This is a genomic window from Streptomyces sp. AHA2, from assembly GCF_036857595.1.
Taxonomy (GTDB): Bacteria; Actinomycetota; Actinomycetes; order Streptomycetales; family Streptomycetaceae; genus Streptomyces.
The window spans coordinates 14,127-34,725 of record NZ_JAUQWJ010000004.1; the positions used below are offsets into that span (position 1 = coordinate 14,127).

Genomic DNA, 20,599 nt, shown 5'->3' on the forward strand with positions numbered 1-20,599 from the left:
ACGGCCTCACCCCATGGTACGGGTCCGGGCCCCCGGAGGTGAGCCGGGCCGTGTCGACGCAGGTCAGACCTCATCGACGGCCTCGGATCCGGTGGGGCAGAGGCGCTCGGCGGCGATCCGGCCGGCCGCTTCGTCCGCGGGCTCCGAGGAGCAGGGCAGAAAGCCCGCGCCGACCCCTTCCCAGGTCCGCACGTGTCCCCGGACGGGCTCGCGGTCCCCGCAGCTGTACGTGAAGTCCGCGTCGACCAGGTCGAGCGCGGCGTACGCGTAGTAGGCGCCCTTGCCGAGGCCCTTCTCGTACGTGAAGAAGTGGTCCCACGCCGGCCTCTCCGTCTCGGTCGGCCCCGCCAGGGGTCTCGCGGTCCTCAGGTGTCTGCCCAGGGCCCTGATCACCCCGGCCGGGTCCGCGCCCCGGGGCGTACCGGTCACCGTGGGCCGGTACGCCGTGGCGCCGACAGGTTCCAGGCGGGAGGAGTAGCTCCCGGGCACCTTCGTGAACCTGATCGGGTCGGACAGTGCGGTCAGCCGCTGCTCCCTGCGCACACCCGACCAGGTGTAGGCGCCGTCCGCGCAGGCCCCGGCCCTGCCGTCCCGGTCGTCCTCCCCGCCCGGCGTGCATCCCGCCGCCCCCGTCAGCAGTGCCCCGATGACCAGCGCCGCCGAGCAGGCGTGCCGTGTCGTGCCGTGCATGAGCCGGCTCCCGTCCCCCGTGCGCGGACGCGCCCGGCGTCCGCACCATGATCACTGCCGGTCTCATGGTGGGGACGCCGGGCGGGCGGCGGCAAGGCGTTTGAGCGTTCCCAGAGCTACGGCGCCGTCGAGCCCTTCGCCGACGCGCCCGACGCGGGCTTCGCGCCCTTCTTGAGGAAGCCCATGTCCTCGTAGACCGGCGTGCCGAAGCCGAAGGCGCCCGTGTTGACCAGGTTCTTGCGGGCCGCGACGAGCTGCGGGCGCTGGAAGAGGGGGATGGAGCCGGCCGCCGCCCAGATGCGGGAGTCGGCCTTGCGGATCAGGGAGCGCGACTCGGCCTCGTCCAGGGTGGCGGCGGCCTGGTCGAAGAGCTGGTCGACCTGGTCGGTGCCGACCCGGGTGTAGTTCTGCTCGATGTTCAGCGAGCCGTCGGCGGCCGGGACGGGCTTGGCGTAGACGGGGCGGGCGTCGGTGGCCGGGTAGGCGCTGGCGGGCCAGGACCACAGGGCGAGGTCGTACTGGCCGGAGGCGATGTGGTCCTTGAAGTAGGACTCGTCGGAGACCTTGGAGATCTCCGTGCCGATGCCGACGCGCTCCAGCATGCCGGAGATCCGCTCGGCGACCGTGCGCAGTGTCCGGGAGCCCGGCCCGGAGGGGAGCACGAAGCGCAGGGTGAGCGCCTTGCCGTTCTTCGCGAGCCGGGCGGCCTCCTGGTTGGCCGGGGCGGCGCTGCCCTTCGGGGCGTACGCGCCGGGCGCACCGCCCTGGCGGGCCTGCTGGCGGTCGGCGGGGTCGAGCCCGCGCGGGGCCTTGTCGTCCTGCCCGACGATGTAGGTGCCGTCGTCGGAGGTGTCCTTCGAGTCGGCCTTCTCGCCCTCGGCGCCGGCCGCCTTCTCCTTCTCCTTCTTCTTCTGCTCCTTGACCGGGCCGCCGCGCACCCATCCGGCGTCGGCGAGCAGGGCCTGGGCCTCCTCGGTGTCCTGTCCGCCGAGGGCGCCGCTGCCGTCGGCGTAGGCGGCCTGCCCGGACAGGGCCAGGTGGCTGCCGACCGGGACGGCGGGCAGGCCGAGCGGCTCGAGCACGGTCTCGGCGAGTTCCTCGCGGTCCAGCGCGCGGGCGACGGCCCTGCGGACGCGCTCGTCGGCGAGCGGTCCCTCGGCGCCGTTCAGGGCGAGCTGGGTGAAGGCCGGTTCCAGGGACTTGCGCACCTCGAAGCCGCCGAGGGCCCGCTGCTGCCGGGCGTACTTGGCGGCGGCCTTGCGCAGCTTCCTGCGGGCGACGGTCTCCTCGTCGGCGGCGTCCCCGTCGGAGCCGTTGGCGACGGCCCAGGACTTCAGGGCGTCCGCGGCGGACCGGTCGGCGCCCGGGCCCATCATCGGGCTGCTGGAGCTGTGCGGGCGGGCGGCGACGGTGATGCGGCGGGCCGCGGAGGAATCGATCTCGGCCAGGTCGAGGTCGCCGGCAGCCAGTTCGGTGGCCCGTTCGTCCCGCGGGACGGAGCGCAGCACGATCTTCGACAGCTTGGCGGGCTCGCCCCACCAGCGCGGGTTGCGGGTGAGGGTGATCTCGTCGTCCTCGCGATCGACCTTCTTCACCGTGAAGGCACCCGCGCCGACCTTGAGCTTCTTGCGGGCGCCGTCGTTGAAGGCGTCCGGGGTGCCCATGACGTCCTTCGGGTACAGCGGGGTGAACAGCGAGCGCCAGTCGGCGTAGGGGCGGCTGAAGGTGACCCGGACCTCCAGGGCGTTGTCGCCGCGCTCGACCTTCTGGATGCGGTCGTAGCCGGCGTTGCGGGCGGTCCAGTAGGCGGTGTCCTTGCCGGACAGGGCGCGCCACTGGGCGGCGAAGTCCGCGGCGCCGATCTCGCGGCCGTCGCTCCAGACGGCCTGCTGGTTGAGCTTGTACAGCACGACCTGCTTGGGCTCGGTGTCGACGACCTCGGCGGACTCCAGGTAGTCGGCGTTGCGCTCGGGGCGGCCGGAGGCGTTCATCCGGAACATCGAGGGCAGGACGGCCTGCGCGACGCGGGCGGTGGTGGCGTCGGCGTCGGACTGGAACGTGTTCAGGGTGTCGGGCACCGAGTCGACGGCCCAGCGCAGCGTGCCGCCGTCGGCGATCCGGTCGCGGGCGGCCGGCCGGATGTCCTGGCCCGCGAGCGGCTTGCCGGAGGGGTCGTCGGACCCGCATCCGGCGAGCGCGGGCACCGCGAGGACGCCCGCGGTCAGGAAGGCGGCCGAGCGCGCGAGGGCGCGTGGGCCGACGCCGTGCTGGGACATTCGTGCTACCTCCGGGGAGCCGCGGGCGTTACGATCACATTTGGCGGTATTTGGAGCTTGTCTGATGTATGCGGCCACTGAAGAGGAAAGGGTTCGGCAACACAGGGCGACACGGCGGTCACGGAGGGCACATCACCCGTCCGGCGCAAACCACCCGCCGACTGCACCCGCACACCCCGGCCAATCGATGCACATCCCTTCACAGCGCAAGGTGTGACGCGCAACACTCGCAGGCGCATGAACGTTGCCGCCTTGGGCCGTGAAGGGCCCGTGGAAGTGAGGGCAAGTCATGTCCGTTCACGACGAACTGACGTCAGTCCAGCGCAGTCTCGACGAACTGCTCCGCTCGCTGGGACGCCTGGAGAAGCAGGTCGGCACCGGCGGCCTGGAGATGCGCCGCGTCCGTGCCGACGCCAACCACCTGCGCGAGAGCGTCGCCCTGCTGCGTGAGGCCGCCGCCTCACCGGCCGCGCCCAAGCGCCCGGATCTGGTCACCATCTCGGACGCCCCCTACGACCCCTCCCTGTGGATCGACTCGGACGACGAGGGACTGGGCGCCCGGGACCGGCGCGCTCCCTGACCCGGAGGGCGTCGAGCGACCGGCACCTCCCCCGACACCCGACCGGAGTCGTCACGTGGCCACTGGTACGGAACCCCCCGCCACCGATCCCCGTCCGAGAAGCGGCGGCGTGCGGACGGGTGGGCGCGCCGCGATCGCCGCCCCGCACCTGCGCACCGACCGCTGGTGGCTGGCCCCGGCCGGCACGGTCGCCGGGCTGCTCGCCTTCATCGCGTACTCGACCTGGCGGGCCTTCGCCAACGCCGACTACTACGCGGCGCCCTACGTCTCGCCCTTCTACTCCCCCTGCCTGGCGGAGAACTGCGAGCCGATGAAGGGCGGCCCCAACTGGGAGGTCTTCGGCGGTTGGTGGGGGATCTCCCCCGCGATCATCATCCTGATCTTCCCGCTCGGTTTCCGGCTGACCTGCTACTACTACCGCAAGGCGTACTACCGGGGCTTCTGGGCCTCCCCGCCGGCCTGCGCGGTGGCCGAGCCGCACAAGAAGTACACCGGTGAGACCCGCTTCCCGCTGATCCTGCAGAACGTCCACCGGTACTTCTTCTACGCCGCGCTCCTGGTCGCCGGGATCCTCACCTACGACACCGTGCTCGCCTTCCGCGACGAGGACTACGCCTGGGGCCACATGGGCCTGGGCACTGTGGTGTTCCTGGTCAACATCGCGCTGATCTGGGCGTACACGATCTCCTGCCACTCCTGCCGGCACATCGTCGGCGGCAAGCTCAAGCACTTCTCCCGGCACCCCGTGCGCTACCGGATGTGGCAGTGGGCGGGCAGGCTCAACGCCCGGCACATGCAGCTCGCCTGGGCCTCGCTCGTGAGCGTGGCGCTCGCCGATCTGTACGTCTACCTGGTCGCGTCCGGCGTCTTCGACGATCCGCGCTTCTTCTAGAGGGATGGGGACCGACTGATGTCCGTGGTCGACCGGCAGGAATGGGACGTCGTCGTGGTGGGCGCGGGCGGTGCCGGCCTGCGCGCCGCGATCGAGGCCCGCGAGCGGGGCGCCCGAACGGCGGTGATCTGCAAGTCGCTGTTCGGCAAGGCGCACACGGTGATGGCCGAGGGCGGCATCGCCGCGGCGATGGGCAACGTCAACAGCGGCGACAACTGGCAGGTCCACTTCCGCGACACCATGCGCGGCGGGAAGTTCCTCAACCAGTGGCGCATGGCCGAACTGCACGCGCAGGAGGCACCGCAGCGGGTCTGGGAGCTGGAGACCTGGGGCGCGCTGTTCGACCGGACGAAGGACGGCCGCATCTCGCAGCGCAACTTCGGTGGCCACGAGTACCCGCGCCTGGCCCACGTCGGCGACCGCACGGGCCTGGAGCTGATCCGCACCCTGCAACAGAAGATCGTCGCCCTCCAGCAGGAGGACCACCGGGAGACCGGCGACTACGAGTCCCGGCTGAAGGTTTTCCAGGAGTGCACGGTCACGCGCGTGCTGAAGGAGGACGACCGGGTCTCCGGCGTGTTCGGCTACGAGCGCGAGTCGGGCCGCTTCTTCGTCCTCCAGGCGCCGGCCGTGGTGATCGCGACCGGCGGCATCGGCAAGTCCTTCAAGGTGACGTCCAACTCGTGGGAGTACACCGGCGACGGGCACGCGCTGGCGCTCCTGGCGGGCGCCCCCCTGCTGAACATGGAGTTCGTGCAGTTCCACCCGACGGGCATGGTCTGGCCGCCCTCGGTGAAGGGCATCCTCGTCACCGAGTCGGTGCGCGGCGACGGCGGTGTGCTGCGCAACTCCGACGGCAAGCGGTTCATGTTCGACTACGTCCCGGACGTCTTCAAGGACAAGTACGCCGAGACGGAGGAGGAGGCCGACCGCTGGTACGACGACCCCGACCACAACCGGCGTCCGCCGGAGCTGCTCCCGCGTGACGAGGTCGCCCGGGCGATCAACTCCGAGGTGAAGGAGGGGCGCGGCTCACCGCACGGGGGCGTGTTCCTCGACGTGTCGACCCGGATGCCCGCCGAGGTCGTCAGGCGGCGGCTGCCGTCGATGTACCACCAGTTCAAGGAACTGGCGGACGTCGACATCACCGCGGAGGCGATGGAGGTCGGCCCCACCTGCCACTACGTGATGGGCGGGATCGCGGTCGAGTCGGACACGGCCGCCGCGCGCGGGGTGCCGGGCCTGTACGCGGCCGGTGAGGTGGCGGGCGGCATGCACGGCTCCAACCGGCTCGGCGGGAACTCGCTGTCCGACCTGCTGGTGTTCGGCCGCCGGGCCGGCTGGCACGCGGCCGAGTACACGGCGGGGCTCGCGGGGGCGCGGCCGGTGGTGGACGACTCCCTGGTCGAGGCCGCCGCGGCCGAGGCCCTGCGGCCCTTCTCCGCGGAGGCGGAGACCGAGGAGCCGTCGGGCGGCCCGCCGGAGAACCCCTACACCCTGCACCAGGAACTGCAGCAGACCATGAACGACCTGGTCGGCATCATCCGCCGTGAGCCGGAGATGAAGCAGGCCCTGGAGAAACTGGCGGAGCTGCGGGTCCGGGCCCGCCGGGCCGGGGTCGAGGGGCACCGGCAGTTCAACCCGGGCTGGCACCTCGCCCTGGACCTCAGGAACATGCTGCTGGTCAGCGAGTGCGTGGCGCGGGCCGCACTGGAACGCACCGAGTCGCGCGGCGGCCACACCCGCGAGGACCACCCGGGCATGGACCGCAAGTGGCGGCGGATCAACCTGCTGTGCACGCTCACCGACCCGACGGGCGGACTGGCGGCGACGGACCCGGTCCGCGGCCAGATCACCCTCAGCCGGGAGACCACCGAACCCGTCCGTGCCGACCTGCTCGCCCTGTTCGACAAGGAGGAGCTGGTCAAGTACCTCGCCGAAGAGGAGCTGTACGAATGAGCGGCTACACGGCCCACTTCAAGGTGTGGCGCGGGGACGCGGGGGGCGGCGGCCTGGAGGACTTCGAGGTCGAGGTCAACGACGGCGAGGTGGTGCTGGACATCGTCCACCGCCTCCAGGCCACCCAGACTCCCGATCTCGCCGTGCGCTGGAACTGCAAGGCGGGCAAGTGCGGTTCGTGCTCGGCGGAGATCAACGGCCGTCCGCGCCTGCTGTGCATGACGCGCATGTCGGTGTTCGACCGGGCGGAGACGATCACGGTCACGCCCCTGCGCGCCTTCCCGGTGATCCGCGACCTGGTCACGGACGTCGGCTTCAACTACCGCAAGGCCAGACAGGTCCCGGCGTTCGTGCCGCCGGCCGGGCTCGCTCCCGGCGAGTACCGCATGATGCAGGAGGACGTGGATCGGCCGCAGGAGTTCCGCAAGTGCATCGAGTGCTTCCTGTGCCAGGACACCTGCCACGTGGTCCGGGACCACGAGGAGAACAAGCAGGTGTTCGCCGGGCCCCGCTTCCTGATGCGGGTCGCGGAGCTGGACATGCACCCGCTGGACGCGGCCGCGGAGACGGGCCTGGACCGCAAGACCACCGCCCAGGACGAACACGGCCTGGGCTACTGCAACATCACCAAGTGCTGCACGGAGGTCTGCCCGGAGGGCATCAAGATCACGGACAACGCGCTGATCCCCCTGAAGGAACGCGCGATCGACCGCAAGTACGACCCGCTGGTCTGGCTGGGCTCGAAGATCAGGCGCCGCTCCTCGGCGGGCTGAACACCCGGTGGCCGCGCTCGCCGCGGCCGGGCCACGACCCGGTCACCCGAGCCACCCCTCCTCGTAGGCACGCCAGTCCGCCCCGGTCGCGGCGAAGTCGATGTACAGGGCGACGCCGAAGCGGGCGCGGTCGGCGTCCGTGCGCGACAGGCCGAGGCGGACGCCGCGCACGGCGGCGCGGACGGTCTCGGCGTGGTTCCAGTGGCCGAAGCGGTTCTCGTGGAAGAACGGCAGGCCCATCAGCAGGTCCGTGGACGACGGCGTGACCTCCAGCGCGAGGGACGTCTGCTGGGCCACGTAGCCGCTGTAGGTGCTCTCCAGCGGCTGCATCGTGTCGTACGACATCACGGCGATCTGGTCGACGCGGCGGGCGACCTGGCCGAAGAACCGCTGCGACCACCCCTTGGGGTGGCCGGTGACACCGCCCCAGAGCGTGTGGAAGCCGGGCAGCGCGTCGATCTGGTGCGCGGCGACGGAGAGCCGGGCGTCGCGTGAACGGGTCACGCTGCGCAGGGCGTCGAGGAGGGCGAGGTAGTCGCGGTCGCCCGAGTGCAGCGGTTCGAGGTCGAGGTGGACGCCCTCGTAACCGGTGTCCAGGACCTGCCGGGCGGACGCGACCACCGCCGCCCGGGTCCCGGGCTGCTCCAGCCGCATGCCGTCCGGCCTCTCCGTCGCGAGGACGTCGCCCAGGAAGGCCTGGACCCGCACGCCGGGCAGCTCCCGGTGCACCGCGTCGATGAACCAACGTGCCTTCGGATACACCGACTTCGGCAGGGTGCCGTCGTGCTCCAGCGGCCCGGTGTGGACGTACAGGTCCCGGATGCCGGTGTCGCGGAGGCGGTCGGCCAGGGCCCGGACGTCGGCGTCCTTCTTGCGCCCGTCGACCCAGGCGTGGCCGAGCCAGAGGGCGTCGCGGTCGCGGGTGCGGGTGCCCGGTGCGAGGTCGCCGGTGTGGTTGACGTAGAGGGCCGTCTCGGCGGCGAGCACGGGGACGAGGAGGGCGAGGACGAGCGCGAGGGCGATGCGCCGCGCTCGGCGGACCAGGCGTGCGCGGCGGGAGCGCGCGGTCGCCTGCGGGCCGGGCGGCGCGTCCTGTGCGCCCCCGGGGGTGGCGCTCGCACTCCCCTCCGTCACCTCGCTGCCGGACACCGGTTCGGTACGCCCCGTCGTCTCCATCCCCATCCCACTCCCCCTCGCTGACGGGTGTTGCGTGGGAGGACGACGAAGTCCGGCGGCCCGGTCGCGGCCGACAGCGGCGCGACGCCCTCTCACCGGAGCGCTCCACCCTTGTAGGGATTCCGTAACGGGCCCTGAAACACCCTCAGTCCCGTTTGTAAGATGATCCGACTTGCCAGAGCCTGGGATGACTTGCCGAGCCGATGGTGACGGACACGGGGGTGGGGAAGCAGTGATCCAGCCGGAGAAGATCCCGCAGTTCACGGGTGATCTGGAGCAGCTGGAGTCCGACTACGCGGCCCTGAAGAAGGACGCGGGTGCTGTCCGGGGTGCCGGTGGGGACATCCACTCCCGCTTCCAGGGCTTGTCGGCGTACTACACCGCTCCCGAGGCGGAGCGGTTGTTCGCGACGACGAAGCCGGTGAAGGACCGGGCGGATGCGTTCGCCGACGACTTGGAGACGGTGTCGGGGGCGTTGTCGTCGTATGCCGCCGAGGTGCGTCCGCTGGTGGCGAAGCTGAAGCAGTTGAAGGCGGACGCGGCGGCGTTCGTGTCGTCGGTGAAGGACGACGACGAGTGGGAGTACGACGAGGACAAGGTCGGTGAGCACAACAAGCTGCGGGACGACATCACCGCGACGGTGGCGGCGTTCTGGGCGGCGGAGCGCACCTGCCACAACAAGATCACCGCGTTGTTTCCCGGCGGGGCGCAGATGGTGGCGGGGGACGGCTCGGACAAGGCCAACCAGTACGGGTTCAACGCGGAGGACCTGAAGAACGCGAAGCTTCCCTGGGGTGACCCGGTGGAGGAGAAGCACCACTGGTACGAGGTCGGCCACTGGGTGAAGTCCTTCGTGTGGGACGGGCTGATCGTGGACGGTGTGTGGGGCACGATCAAGGGCCTGGGCACGCTGGTCGGCTTCGGTGGCTGGGAGGCGATGGGCCAGGCCTGGAAGGGCCTGGCGCAGCTCGCGACGGGTCTGGCTCTGTCGGCGATCCCGGGGGTGGCGACGGCGTTCTGGACGCTGCCGGACGACAAGCTCCCCTCCTGGATCCGTGATTCGCGCACCGCGATGAAGGAGACGGGCAAGGCGCTGGTCGCCTGGGATCAGTGGGGCAAGAACCCCGCCCGTGCCGCAGGCGCGGTCACCTTCAACGTGCTGACGACGGTGTTCACGGGTGGTGCGGGGGCTGCGGCGTCGGGTGCGGGCAAGGCCGGTGCGGTGGCGAAGGCATTGTCGGTGGCGGGCAAGGCGGGCCGGGTCATCGACCCGATGACCTACATCGCCAAGGGCGCGGGCGCGGGCCTGTCGAAGATCGGCGACATCACCAAGGGCCTGCGCGGAGTGGGCGCCATCGACATCCCCGCACTGCCGGAGAACGCGCTCACCCTGCCCAAGGGTTCATCGGTGCTGCCGGACGGGACGGTGCACCTGCCGGAGGGTGCGGCGGTCCCGGCAGGGCTGCACGAGCTGCCGGGCGGCGGGTTCAAGGTGCCCGACGACGTGCCGGTGGTGCACGAGGACGCGTTGCCGGTGAAGGCCGAGGGCGGCGATCCGACCCTGTACGCCGACGGCAACGGCAACATCGTGGACGGGCAGGGCAAGGTCCTGCTGGACGTCGAGAAGCCCGGTACGCAGGACGTCGTGGACCGTCCCGCAGGCCCGGACAGCACGGGTCCGGCGGGCGCGGACGTGCCGCGGGTGGACTCCCCGGCGAAGGTCCCGGCGATGGCGGGCGCGGCCCCGCACACGGTGGACGCGGGCACCCACCTGAACCTGGGCAACAGCCTCGACAACGGCCTGGGCGACGTCGGCCGGGCCACGGACAACCCGGCCACCACCCCGGCCGTCCACGCCGGAGGCGACGTGCCGACAGTGCATGCCGGTGGTGACGTCCCGACCGCGAATGCGATGGGCGACCACCTGCCCGCCGGCCGGTCGACGGACGACGTACCGGCCGGCCATGCCGACGACCCTGGCCGCGGCCGTTCCGCAAGCCACGAACCGGGAGGCGGCCACTCCGGCGGTACGGATGGAGCCGGGAGCCACGCCACCGGAGGCCACGGTGGGGCAGCAACCGGCGGCCATGAGGGCACCCCGACGGGTAGCGGCGGTGAGTCACCGGGACAGGGCAGTACGGGCTCAGGAGGCAGCGACGGCCCGACCGGGCATGGCCCCGGCGAGCAGCCCGGCTGGGGTGGTGCGGACGACGCCCCGGGGTGGGAGAGGCCATCGGACGACTCGGGCCCACTGGATCGAGGAGGTGACGCCGAACAGCGGGTTCGCGAGCAGATACGCGGAACGAAGGTCAAGCCGGGTGACGTCGATGCCATTCTCGACACTCTGGGCAACAGCCCGGCCGGCAAGGAGATCGCCGACACGATCGCTTCCGGACGCTTTCGGGACGCACAAGGCTTCTCCGACGTGGTGTCCAACCTTTCGCGACCGAGTGAACTGCCCGGCTCCCTCGAACAGATCCGCCTGGCCAACCGGCTCCACGAGAACGGCTTGACCGACATCTCGTTCGAAGTGAAACAAGGCGGCCACGAAATCAAACCGGGTGTCTTCACGGGACCGAAGACGGATCTCGACCTCATGGCTCGAGATGCGAGCGGAAACGTCCACGGATGGCAGTTCAAGGACATGACGGGGGCGGACTCACCTGTCGAGGCGAGCAAGGTGGTGCGCAACATCTTCAAGAAGCTCGGACAGCTCACGGATTCCAGCGCCGACGTGCGGACCTTCGTGGTCGACACCAAGATTTCTGCACTCGACATGGAGACAGAAATCGGACGGCTGCAAAAGGGTTACGAGGGCAAGAACGTACAGTTCGTCATCCGGTGCCCTGACGGCATGTTCATGATTCCTCGTGGTGGTACATTCACACCGGAAGGAGCGCTGTGATCACCTCTACCCCCGTCGCCCGTTGGACCTGGGGACGTGACGATGAGTCGGCCGACGCCCTGGTCTGCTGCCTGCGGGACCTGCTTACCGCTTACCGCGTACTGGCCGATCACCGACTGGCAACGGATGCGCCCGTTGTTCATGTCTCGGTGTCTGAGGCCCGCAAGTCGAACAGTCTCCTCTTCAAGGGAGAGCTCACCACTGAGCATCATTCGCCGGGCGAGTGGGACGCCGCGCAAGCTGCCGCGCAGCTGGCTGATCGGGTAAGGGCGGGAATGCGCGCCGGTGACATCGGTTCCGTGGACGCCTTCGCCGAGTGCTCGGGCGAAATCGTGACGAGCGCCGAAGGGGAGGTGGTCCGGCAGGAGAAGCTGTTTCGGCTCGGGGCTTCTTCGTTTGCCGAGTTCGTCACTGTTGACCTGGTGACACACACCGATGCATGGCTGCCCTATGACCTCAAAGGTCGGCAGCAGTACGAGATCCACACGGCAAACGGCCCTCGCTTGTCGGCGGCACTGAGTGACCTGTCCGAGGTTCTCGCAGCAGAGACGGACCCGGACGACCCGACATACTTTTCGAAGCCCACCCAACGCGGCGCCGACAATTTCTTCGATGCCGACGGTGCTGCAGCGGACGTGTGGTCCAGTTTCGAGGTGCCGACCCGGTACGACGTCTTCACACATGCTCCCGGGTTCGGACGCATCGGTTACCGTCGGACAGCTGAGGGTGAGGTTCAGTACGTGCCGGTCCGAGGAGCGGAAGGCGAGTTGTTCGGCTACCTGTGGGCCTCTGACGCGGACAATGCCGCGAGCTTCGAGCCAGCAGACGTCGGTGACGATGCGACGTACCGTGCCGGACTGATCTGGCTCGAGCGTTTGCGGGCTGCGCACGACCGAGGAATGGCACCATCGGAGGCCCTGGCAGAGTTGTCGGCGACGCCCGACACCAGCGCAGGCCTCGTGGATCCGGCGAGCGAGCCAGGCACCGCCCTCCTCGCCCTCCTGCGCGACCGCCATGAGAACTGACGCACTCCGGCCCCGTTCGCCATGACCGGCTCCGCGCATGACACGGACAACCGCCTCCATCGGTAAGCAGTTCGGCGTGAATCTCACCCGCATTCCCCGCCATGAGTTCCGCGCGGACAACGCGGGCGAGCTCATGGCGCCCGTCATCAAGAGCACCGAGGACGTGCTCGACCACATCGAGACGTCGGAGGACGACCGGTACGACGCCCTGCAGGCCGCGCTCACCCTGGCGAAGTGGCGCTGTCTGACGGACCCGACAGCGGGTGAGTTCCCGGCCTGGGAGGCGTGGGTCACCGCCATGCAGGTCGGTTGCGGGCTTTTCGCAGCCGGCACGGCCACCGAGGGCACGGTGTCGTGCCGGGTGGGCAGCAACGGTGAGGTGAAGCAGCTGCCCGCCACCGGTCCGCAAAACTACCTGCACGCGGCCGACTGGCTGACCTCGTTCTACCTGGTGGTGATCTGCCGCGACAACGACCGGGTCAACCAGCTGGCACAGGTGCCCGTCTCCTTCCTGCGGGAGTCGGGCACGGAGTTCGACGAGTACGTCTACGCCTGGGTGGAAACCCTCCAGCACTTCTGGTTCGGCCGCCAGGAGACCTGGGACACGCTCGTCACCGCCGTCGACGGCACGAAGCCGGAGGCGGCCACGATCGCCGGCCCGGAGCTCATGCTGAAGATCCTCTACCCGCCGCTGGAACTGTTCCAGCGCTATCTGCGCCGGGAGAACGAGCAGTTCAACGCCGCACTCTTCGACGCTCCCACCTCGCACAAGGAATACAGCGGTCCTGGGTGGCCGAGTACGATACCTGACAGCGGCGGGCACCGCCCGGGACGACACGAATCACAAGGAGAATGCGCTGACTGCCAGCATATCCCGCCCCCCGTTGCCCACGGAGAACACGGAAGAGGGTCTCGCCGTCCTTCAGGAGAACGCGCAGGAACTGCTCGACGGACTGGAAGAGGATTCGACTGGTCTCGGCGATGCCCTGAGTACGACTGTCACCCTGGCCCAAGCGCACTGCCTTATGGATCCGCGGGCGGCGATCTTCCCGACGTGGGACGCCTGGGTGACCTCGATGCAGGTCGGCTCCGCCGTCTTCGCCACCGCGACGGCGACCGAAGGGAACGTGCAGTGCCGCATCGCGCACAAGGACCGCACTCTGCAGGCGACGGGCCCGCAGTGGTATGTCCACCCCGGAGCATGGCTCACGGCCTTCTACCTGGCGGTGGCGTGCCGGGAGAGGGACAGGATCACGGCGCTGTGCCGCGTACCGTTGTCCTTGTTGCGTGAGAACGGCGAACGATTCGAGGAGCATGAGTACGCCTGGATCGACACCCTCCAGACCTACTGGCTCGGAGGCCAGGACCTCGTCGCCAAGCTGGTCTCGGCCGTTGACGGCACCGACCCCGAGACCGTCTTCGACCGGGAAGCGGTGAGCAAACTCGTCTATCCGCCCATGGAGATGTTCCACCGCTTCATTCGCAAGGACCACGAGGGCTTCAATCGCGCCCTGGCTCAGGCACTCGAACTGCACAAGCAGTATTGGAGTGAGGAGGACCGTGCCGTCAGTATCGCGGGACTCGTCGCCTTGGCTCCGCTTGCCATGGTCTGCCTCGCACACGACGCGGGAATCCCGATCGAGGTCGAGTCCGAGTACCTCCCGGCCGTCCTGATCAAGCGCAACTGGTGCGGTGAGTTCCCCACGTGACGTACTCCGATCGGCGTCGTCTCGACGTGCCCGACAGGCACACGGAGGCGGCGCCGTGACCACCACCGTCGCCCGGCACTGGGAACCCAGACCGCGGTCCGCGAGCTGGGCCGAGTCTCTCGGGGAAGATGTCGCGGCAAACGCGGAGAAGGTCGAGCAGCGGCCCGGCAGGCTCGACTTCATGCTCGACACCGCCCTGCTGTACCTGCAGGCCCGGTGCACGGTGGATCCCCGCGCAGCACAGCTCGAGACGTGGGAGGCGACTGTATCCGCCCTGCAGATCGGGTCGGCACTGTTCGCCGCCACCGGGCAGGCCGACGGTGTCGTCGAGTGCCGCATCAACCACCGGGTCCGGCGGATCCCGGCCATCGGCCCCCGCTCTTACGCCGACGCCGGAAACTGGCTCACCACCTTCTGGCTGGCCGTCATCTGCCGGGACCGACAGCGCCTCACCCAGCTGTGCGAGATCCCGGTCGAGCGCCTGCGTTCACCCGAGGGGCAGTTCGACGAGTACGTCTACCACTGGGTCGCAGCGCTCCAGGCGTATTGGCTGCAGACGCCCGGCCTGGCGGACGAGCTGACGGCCGCGTTCCAGCAGTCGCATCCGGATACCGCACGGCTCGCCCCTCGCGATTTGCTGCAGAACGTCCTGTATCCGCCGATCAACCTGTTCCACCGCTTCTTGCGCAAAGACCACGACGGCTTCCACCAGGCACTTGTGGAGGCCCTCGAGCTGCACAAGGCCTACTGGACCGCCGATGAGGACCGAGCCAAGGACCCTGAGGGCCGAATCGCTGTCGGGGCGCTCGCCGTCGCCTGTCTCGCCTTCGACGGGGGGATCCCGATCCAGGTGGAGTCCGACTACCTGCCCAAGCATCTGCTCGAGCGGGGTTGGCTGGGCGAGTTCCCGACCTAGTGGCGAAAGGCGACCACTTCTCGCACGTGTCCACGGTGGTGCCTTCGCCGGTGCCGACCCAGCCGAAGGAAGCAAGTGGTAACCCGCATTCCCCGCCATGAGTTCCGCACGGACAACGCGGGCGAGCTCATGGCGCCCATTATCAAAAGCACCAAGGACGTACTCGATCACATCGAGACGTCGGAGGACGACCGGTACGACGCCCTGCAGGCCGCGCTCACCCTGGCGAAGTGGCGCTGCCTGACGGACCCGACGGCAGGTGAGTTCCCCGCCTGGGAGGCGTGGGTCACCGCCATGCAGGTCGGCTGCGGGCTCTTCGCCGCCGGCACGGCCACCGAGGGCACGGTGCCGTGCCGGGTGGGCAGCAACGGTGAGGTCAAGCAGCTGCCCGCCACCGGGCCGCAGGACTACCTGCACGCGGGCAACTGGCTGACCTCCTTCTACCTGGCGGTGGTCTGCCGCGACAACGACCGGGTCAACCAGCTGGCACAGGTGCCCGTCTCCTTCCTGCGGGAGTCGGGCGCGGAGTTCGACGAGTACGTCTACGCCTGGGTGGAAACCCTCCAGCACTTCTGGTTCGGCCGCCGGGAAACCTGGGACACGCTCGTCACCGCCGTCGACGGCACGACCCCCGAGGCGGCCACGATCGCCGGCCCGGAGCTCATGCTGAAGATCCTCTACCCGCCGCTCGAGCTGTTCCAGCGCTATCTGCGCCGGGAGAACGAGCAGTTCAACGCCGCACTCGTCGACGCCCTCACCTGGCACAAGGAATACTGGACCGCCAACGAGGCACGGTCGCTCAGCGGCGAGGGGCTGGTCGCTCTCGGCCCGCTCGCCATCGCCTGCATGGCCCACGACGCCGACATGCCCGTCGAGGTGGAGTCCGAGTACATCCCTCGGGCACTCCTGAAGCGGTCCTGGGTGGGCGAGTACGACACCTGACAGCGGCGGGCACCGCCCGCGGGCGACACGTTTCACAAGGAGAATGCGCTGACCGCCATCATTTGCCGCCCCCCGTTGCCCACGGGGAACGCGGAAGAGGGTCTCGCTGTGCTCCAGGAGAACGTGCGGCAGCTGATCGACGGGCTGGAGGAAAGCTCCACGAGGCTGGGCGACGCCCAGCGCGTGACGCTCACCCTGGCCCAGTCGCGCTGCCTGGTCGATCCCCGGGCGGCGGAGTTCCCGACGTGGGACGCCTGGGTCACGGCGATGCAGGTCGGCTCAGCCGTCTTCGCTGCGGCGACCGCGACGGACGACCAGGTGCAGTGCCGCATGGCGCACAAGGACCGCACTCTGCGGGCCACCGGTCCGCAGTGGTACACGAATCCCGGTAGTTGGCTCTCCGCCTTCTACCTGGCCGTGATCTGCCGTGAAAGGGACCGGATCACCGCTCTGTGCCAGGTCCCGTTGTCCCTTCTGCGGGAGAACGGCGGACAGTTCGAGGAGTACCACTACCTCTGGATCGACAGCCTCCAGACCTACTGGCTCGGCGGCCCGGACCTGGGCCCGAAGCTGGTCGCCGCGGTCGACGGCACCGAACCGGAAGCCGTCGCGGACCCCGAGACGGTGAGCAAGCTGCTGTGTCCGCCGATGGAGGTCTTCCACCGCTTCATCCGGAAGGACCTGGAAACCTTCAACCAGGCACTGGCCCGGGCGCTGGAACTGCACAAGCAGTACTGGAGCGAGGAGGACCGCACCTTCCAGGCCTCGGGTCTCGTCGCCCTCGCGCCACTCGCCATCGCCTGCTTCGCCCACGACGCTGGCCTGCCCGTCGAGGTCGAGTCCGAGTACCTCCCAGCCGTCCTGATCAAGCGCAACTGGTGCGGTGAGTTCCCCACGTGACGTACTGCGGAGGCCGCCTAGTGAGGGGCGGTGGTGGCTGCTTGGCTCAGGTCCATCGTCACCAGGCTTCCGGAACGGGCCACGAGCAACTCGGGGATCTCGTCCTCGTACCACCGCAGTTGCCCGATGACGCCCTCGGTCTTCGCGTGGTGCGCGAGCATCTCCGCCAGTGACATCAGGTCGGGAAGCAGTTCCGCGTGGATCTCCTGGCGAGCCGTCAGGCACCAGTGGTGCTCGCCGCGCAGGAGTTCGCCGGTGAGGAGTCCCCCGATGCGCCAAGCCGGACGGCGGCCCGCCAGCAGGGGGACGAACTCCGCCTTGTCCTCCTGGCCGGTGCCTTCACTTCCGAGGTGCAGACGCAGAAGCTCCAGTACGGTGTCGGGCACCGTGGGCGACAGATCGAGGGTCAGGTCCACGGCGTAAAGGTCACTCATCGCTCAGAACAGGCTCAGCAGCGCCTCCGCCGGGTCCGGGAGGCCCGGGCCGCCGTCAGGGAGGGGGAGTTCGAACCACACCGTCTTGCCCCGCGGGGTGCGGCGGGAGCCCCAGGCCGCGCTGAGGAGGCCGACCAACTGCAGGCCCCGGCCACCCTCGTCGGTGTCGCGGGCGCGGCGGCGGCGCGGCTGGACCAGGCCCGCGTCCCACACCTCGCAGACCAGGGTGCGGTCGAGGAGGAGACGGAGGCGGATCTCGCCCTCGCCGTACCGCAGGGCGTTCGTGACCAGTTCGCTGACGAGGAGCTCCGTGGTGTCCACGAGCGGCTCCAGGTCCCAGCTCAGCAACTGGGCGCGGGCGTACTCGCGGGCCCGGCCCACACTGCGCGGCTCGCGCGGCAGGGTCCAGTCGCCGACGGACTCGGTGGGCAGCCCCTGGACGCGTGCCATCAGCAGGGCGATGTCGTCCTCGCCGTGATGGGTGTCGAGCGTGTTGAGGACGTGGTCGGCGACGTCCTCCAGCGGTTGGGTGGGATCGGCCAGGGCGCTGACGAAGGCCTGGAGGCCCTCGTCGAGCGGATGGTCGCGGCTCTCGACCAGGCCGTCCGTGTAGAGCGCGAGCAGGGCGCCCTCGGGGAGTTCGACCTCTACCTCCTCGAAGGGCTCACCGCCGACGCCGAGCGGCATGCCCGGCGGCACGTCCAGCATCAGGGCGGGCTCGCCCGGTTCGACCAGGACGGGCGGCAGATGGCCCGCGTTGGCGAACGTGCAGCGTCGGGTGACGGAGTCGTAGACGGCGTAGACGCAGGTGGCGAGGTAGACCTCCGACAGGTCGGCCTCGCGCGGGCGGCGGGCCGCCCGGGTGGCCTGCTGGACGCCCCCGGGAGCGCCCAGGCCCCGGGCGATCTCGTCGAGTTGGGAGAGCACCTCGGCCGGTTCGAGGTCGAGCTGGGCCAGGGTCCGTACGGCGGTGCGCAGTTCGCCCATGGCCACGGCGGCGCGCAGTCCGCGGCCCATGACGTCGCCGACGACCAGCGCGGTGCGGTGCCCGGGCAGTTCGATGACGTCGAACCAGTCGCCGCCGACCTCGCTGGGCCGGCCGGTGTTGGCGTTGCCGGGCAGGTAGCGGCAGGCGATGTCCAGGCCGGAGGCCTCGGGGTCGCCGGGCGGGAGCAGGGACCGCTGCAGTATCAGGGCGCGTTCGTGCTCGCGCCGGTAGAGGCGGGCGTTGTCGATGCAGACCGCGGCGCGGGCCGCGAGTTCCACGGCGAGGTCGCGGTCCCGCTCGCCGAACGGCTCGCTGCCCTTGGTGCGGGCGAACTGGACCAGCCCGACGACCGTGTCGTGGGCGACCATCGGCACGGCCAGCGTGGACTGCACCAGGCCGCCGTCCTCACCCGCGACGGTCTGCGGGCGGGCGGTGCGCAGGGCGTCCGCGCAGGGCGAGTTGAACGGGTAGTGGTGGACGGCGCCGACCGAGACGGGTGCGCCGGTGCCGGCGAAGGGCGCGTCGGAGACGGCACTGGCGAAGGCCACACGGCGCAGCTCGCCGCTGCCGTCGGCGAGCCCGGGCGGAGTCTCGTCACCGACCAGCAGGCCCTGGTAGAGGTCGACGGTGGCCAGGTCGCAGAAGCCGGGGACGACGACGTCGAGGAGCTGGCGGGCGGTGGTCTCCAGGTCGAGGGAGTTGCCGATGCGGGCGCCGGCCTCGTTCAGCAGGGCGAGGTTGCGGCGGGCGGCGGCGGCCTCGCGGGCGGCGGCGCGGCGGGCGGTGATGTCGGTGCCGAGCCAGGCGACGCCGATGGGCCGGCCCGAACCGCTGTGCACGCGGTAGAGGTTGACCGACCAGTGGCGGCGTTCGTCGGAGTCGGGCACGAACCCCGTGACGTGCATGTCGGTGATGGAGTTGCCGGTCTCCAGGACGCGGCGCAGCGTGGCGGAGACCCGTTCGGCCTCGGCGCGCTGGAGGTAGTCGTGGACGCCCTTGCCACGGTGGTCGTCGGGCGAGCCGCCGAAGGTCGAGGCGAACCGCTGGTTGGCGCGGCGGACCCGCAGGTCCGGATCGATGAGGAGGAAGCCGAACGGCGATTGGCCGAAAATGGCCTGCGAGGCGGCGAGATCGGTCTCGATGCTGCGCAGCGTGCGCACGTCGACGACGATGCACACGGCGGCCTTCTCGCCGTCCTCGGTGCGCGTCGGCATGACGTACACCTCGGCGAGGCCCTCGTGGCCGCACTCGCCCTCGACGCCCTTGGGCAGCCGGAAGGGCACCACGCCGGTCCACTCCCGGCCGTCGAGGATCTCGGCCATCTTGCGCATGCCCCGCTCGTGGTGGCGCGGGTCGATGAACGCCTCGATGGGGTCCATGCCGACGGCGCGGTCGGCGGGGATGCCGAAGAGGTGCTCGGCGCGCAGGCTCCACTGGTCGACCAGTCCGTCGGGCCCGATGGAGAAGGACGCGACCTTGATGTAGTCGTAGATGGAGCCGGGAGGGCTGGCCTGCCAGATCGCGTCCCCCGCGCGGGCGCCGTCGGCCGCGAAGGCGCCCGCGGCCGCGGGGTCCGGGCCGCCCGCGGCCCCGGCCCTCGCGCCCTCCGACGGGTCCTCGGACTCCGTGGCCTTCGCTGGTATCTCGCTCACGCGAACCGTCCCCTCCAGCTCACCGCGCCCGGCACCGGACACCGGGGGCGGCTGCCCGCAGTATCCAGCACTACGGTGCCGCACAACACGGTGTTCACGATCACAGCACGGTCCCGATGGTTTTCGGTCCGGACCGTGACAACACTTCCAGTCTTCTAACCAGGGGACACGGCGTCGAATCACGTTCCGCGGCACCGGTCACCGGCCCGAACCGGCCGCTCTACAGCGGTGACGGGTACGTACACCGTTTTTTCACTCCGGCACCGGGAGTTCGAACCACACGGTCTTGCCGAGTGTGCCGGGCCGGGTGCCCCAGCGACGGGAGGAGGAGGCGACCAGTTGCAGTCCGCGGCCGCTCTCGTCGTCGGGGCGGGCGGCGCGTGCCCGGGGCGGATCGGGGAGCGGGTCGGAGACCTCGACCAGCAGGACGCCGCTCGGGCCCGAGGGGCGGACGAGGCGGACGCCGATGGGGCCCGTGGCGTGCCGGAGGGCGTTGGTGACCAACTCGCTGACCAGCAGCGCCGCGAGATCGGCGAGGTTGTCGAGGCCCCAGTTGCGGAGCTTGCCGCGGACGGCCTGGCGGGCGGTGCGCACGGCGCCGGGCTCGGCGGGGAAGGTCCACTCGGCGCAGTCACCCTCGGGGTTCGTCACGCCGATCACTTCCCAGACAGACGGCCTGCCCATGTCCGGTTTCATGGGGTTAATGGGCACATACCCGATATCCGGAGCGGAGTATCGCGGGAAGTGGCGCACTGTGGCACGAAAGGCGTACGGAGTGCCAC

Annotated in this window: 16 protein-coding genes and 1 pseudogene; 11 read left to right on the forward strand and 6 right to left on the reverse strand. The window is 70.2% G+C overall.

Translation table 11 applies throughout. The annotated features are described in order from the left end of the window. Nucleotides 1–63: 63 nt before the first annotated feature. Together Q5694_RS10545 and Q5694_RS10550 are read right to left on the reverse strand one after the other, a co-directional pair. A complete protein-coding gene (locus Q5694_RS10545) occupies nt 64–690 on the reverse strand; it encodes a hypothetical protein (protein ID WP_333932344.1) in 627 nt (208 codons plus the stop codon). A 116-nt stretch (nt 691–806) separates the two neighbouring features. Continuing rightward, complete coding sequence (locus tag Q5694_RS10550) at nt 807–2,966, reverse strand: ABC transporter family substrate-binding protein (RefSeq protein ID WP_333932345.1); 2,160 nt, start codon at nt 2,964–2,966, stop codon at nt 807–809. Between the two features lie 289 nt (nt 2,967–3,255). Here Q5694_RS10550 and Q5694_RS10555 point away from each other — a divergent pair, with 289 nt between their 5' ends. The 4 genes from Q5694_RS10555 to Q5694_RS10570 are packed head-to-tail and all read left to right on the forward strand — an operon-like array spanning nt 3,256 to nt 7,170. Next, the gene (locus Q5694_RS10555) at nt 3,256–3,546 is read left to right on the forward strand and encodes a hypothetical protein (protein WP_333932347.1); all 291 of its coding nucleotides are present in this window, start codon (nt 3,256–3,258) and stop codon (nt 3,544–3,546) included. A gap of 55 nt (nt 3,547–3,601) precedes the next feature. Further along, nucleotides 3,602–4,438: a hypothetical protein gene (locus Q5694_RS10560; RefSeq protein WP_333932348.1), complete on the forward strand. Its 837-nt coding sequence runs from the start codon at nt 3,602–3,604 to the stop codon at nt 4,436–4,438. An 18-nt stretch (nt 4,439–4,456) separates the two neighbouring features. Beyond that, nucleotides 4,457–6,397, forward strand: a complete 1,941-nt coding sequence (locus tag Q5694_RS10565; protein WP_333932350.1) for a fumarate reductase/succinate dehydrogenase flavoprotein subunit — start codon at nt 4,457–4,459, stop codon at nt 6,395–6,397. Next, a complete protein-coding gene (locus Q5694_RS10570) occupies nt 6,394–7,170 on the forward strand; it encodes a succinate dehydrogenase/fumarate reductase iron-sulfur subunit (RefSeq protein WP_333932351.1) in 777 nt (258 codons plus the stop codon). The genes Q5694_RS10565 and Q5694_RS10570 overlap by 4 nt, the downstream gene beginning before the upstream one ends. A gap of 42 nt (nt 7,171–7,212) precedes the next feature. Here Q5694_RS10570 and Q5694_RS10575 read toward each other — a convergent pair whose 3' ends face one another. Then, nucleotides 7,213–8,352: a hypothetical protein gene (locus Q5694_RS10575; protein WP_443040846.1), complete on the reverse strand. Its 1,140-nt coding sequence runs from the start codon at nt 8,350–8,352 to the stop codon at nt 7,213–7,215. A gap of 226 nt (nt 8,353–8,578) precedes the next feature. Between Q5694_RS10575 and Q5694_RS10580 the strand changes: the two genes are divergently transcribed. The 7 genes and pseudogenes from Q5694_RS10580 to Q5694_RS10610 all read left to right on the forward strand — a co-directional run bounded on the left by Q5694_RS10580 (nt 8,579) and on the right by Q5694_RS10610 (nt 16,743). Continuing rightward, nucleotides 8,579–11,251: a hypothetical protein gene (locus Q5694_RS10580; protein WP_333932353.1), complete on the forward strand. Its 2,673-nt coding sequence runs from the start codon at nt 8,579–8,581 to the stop codon at nt 11,249–11,251. Further along, nucleotides 11,248–12,276: a hypothetical protein gene (locus Q5694_RS10585; protein WP_333932354.1), complete on the forward strand. Its 1,029-nt coding sequence runs from the start codon at nt 11,248–11,250 to the stop codon at nt 12,274–12,276. Before Q5694_RS10580 ends, Q5694_RS10585 begins: the two co-directional genes overlap by 4 nt. Nucleotides 12,277–12,409: 133 nt before the next feature. Continuing rightward, nucleotides 12,410–13,051 (forward strand): annotated as a pseudogene (locus Q5694_RS10590) (immunity 49 family protein); the annotation flags it as partial. Nucleotides 13,052–13,352: 301 nt separating this feature from the next. Then, a complete protein-coding gene (locus Q5694_RS10595; RefSeq protein WP_333932356.1) occupies nt 13,353–13,985 on the forward strand; it encodes an immunity 49 family protein in 633 nt (210 codons plus the stop codon). 55 nt (nt 13,986–14,040) lie between these two features. Further along, nucleotides 14,041–14,901, forward strand: a complete 861-nt coding sequence (locus tag Q5694_RS10600) for an immunity 49 family protein (RefSeq protein ID WP_333932357.1) — start codon at nt 14,041–14,043, stop codon at nt 14,899–14,901. Between the two features lie 75 nt (nt 14,902–14,976). After that, nucleotides 14,977–15,843: an immunity 49 family protein gene (locus Q5694_RS10605; protein WP_333932358.1), complete on the forward strand. Its 867-nt coding sequence runs from the start codon at nt 14,977–14,979 to the stop codon at nt 15,841–15,843. A 108-nt stretch (nt 15,844–15,951) separates the two neighbouring features. Next, nucleotides 15,952–16,743 (forward strand): immunity 49 family protein, encoded by a 792-nt coding sequence (locus Q5694_RS10610; protein ID WP_333932359.1) that lies wholly within the window; start codon nt 15,952–15,954, stop codon nt 16,741–16,743. Between the two features lie 17 nt (nt 16,744–16,760). On the opposite strand, the gene Q5694_RS10615 is transcribed toward Q5694_RS10610, so the two are convergent. The 3 genes from Q5694_RS10615 to Q5694_RS10625 all read right to left on the reverse strand — a co-directional run bounded on the left by Q5694_RS10615 (nt 16,761) and on the right by Q5694_RS10625 (nt 20,501). Beyond that, nucleotides 16,761–17,177 carry a hypothetical protein gene (locus Q5694_RS10615; protein ID WP_333932360.1) on the reverse strand — a complete coding sequence of 139 codons (417 nt, stop codon included), beginning with the start codon at nt 17,175–17,177 and terminating at the stop codon, nt 16,761–16,763. Nucleotides 17,178–17,180: 3 nt separating this feature from the next. Then, nucleotides 17,181–19,817, reverse strand: coding sequence for a SpoIIE family protein phosphatase (locus Q5694_RS10620; RefSeq protein WP_333932361.1), 2,637 nt, complete (start codon nt 19,815–19,817; stop codon nt 17,181–17,183). Between the two features lie 252 nt (nt 19,818–20,069). Next, the gene (locus tag Q5694_RS10625) at nt 20,070–20,501 is read right to left on the reverse strand and encodes an ATP-binding protein (RefSeq protein ID WP_333932363.1); all 432 of its coding nucleotides are present in this window, start codon (nt 20,499–20,501) and stop codon (nt 20,070–20,072) included. Nucleotides 20,502–20,599 lie beyond the last annotated feature (98 nt).

Excerpts from the sequence above, each read along its gene's own strand:
- Q5694_RS10545 (WP_333932344.1), bottom strand. The coding sequence starts at position 690 with ATGCACGGCACGACACGGCACGCCTGCTCGGCGGCGCTGGTCATCGGG.
- Q5694_RS10550 (WP_333932345.1), bottom strand. The coding sequence starts at position 2,966 with ATGTCCCAGCACGGCGTCGGCCCACGCGCCCTCGCGCGCTCGGCCGCC.
- Q5694_RS10555 (WP_333932347.1), top strand. The coding sequence starts at position 3,256 with ATGTCCGTTCACGACGAACTGACGTCAGTCCAGCGCAGTCTCGACGAA.
- Q5694_RS10565 (WP_333932350.1), top strand. The coding sequence starts at position 4,457 with ATGTCCGTGGTCGACCGGCAGGAATGGGACGTCGTCGTGGTGGGCGCG.
- Q5694_RS10570 (WP_333932351.1), top strand. The coding sequence starts at position 6,394 with ATGAGCGGCTACACGGCCCACTTCAAGGTGTGGCGCGGGGACGCGGGG.
- Q5694_RS10575 (WP_443040846.1), bottom strand. The coding sequence starts at position 8,352 with ATGGGGATGGAGACGACGGGGCGTACCGAACCGGTGTCCGGCAGCGAG.
- Q5694_RS10595 (WP_333932356.1), top strand. The coding sequence starts at position 13,353 with ATGCAGGTCGGCTCCGCCGTCTTCGCCACCGCGACGGCGACCGAAGGG.
- Q5694_RS10615 (WP_333932360.1), bottom strand. The coding sequence starts at position 17,177 with ATGAGTGACCTTTACGCCGTGGACCTGACCCTCGATCTGTCGCCCACG.
- Q5694_RS10625 (WP_333932363.1), bottom strand. The coding sequence starts at position 20,501 with ATGGGCAGGCCGTCTGTCTGGGAAGTGATCGGCGTGACGAACCCCGAG.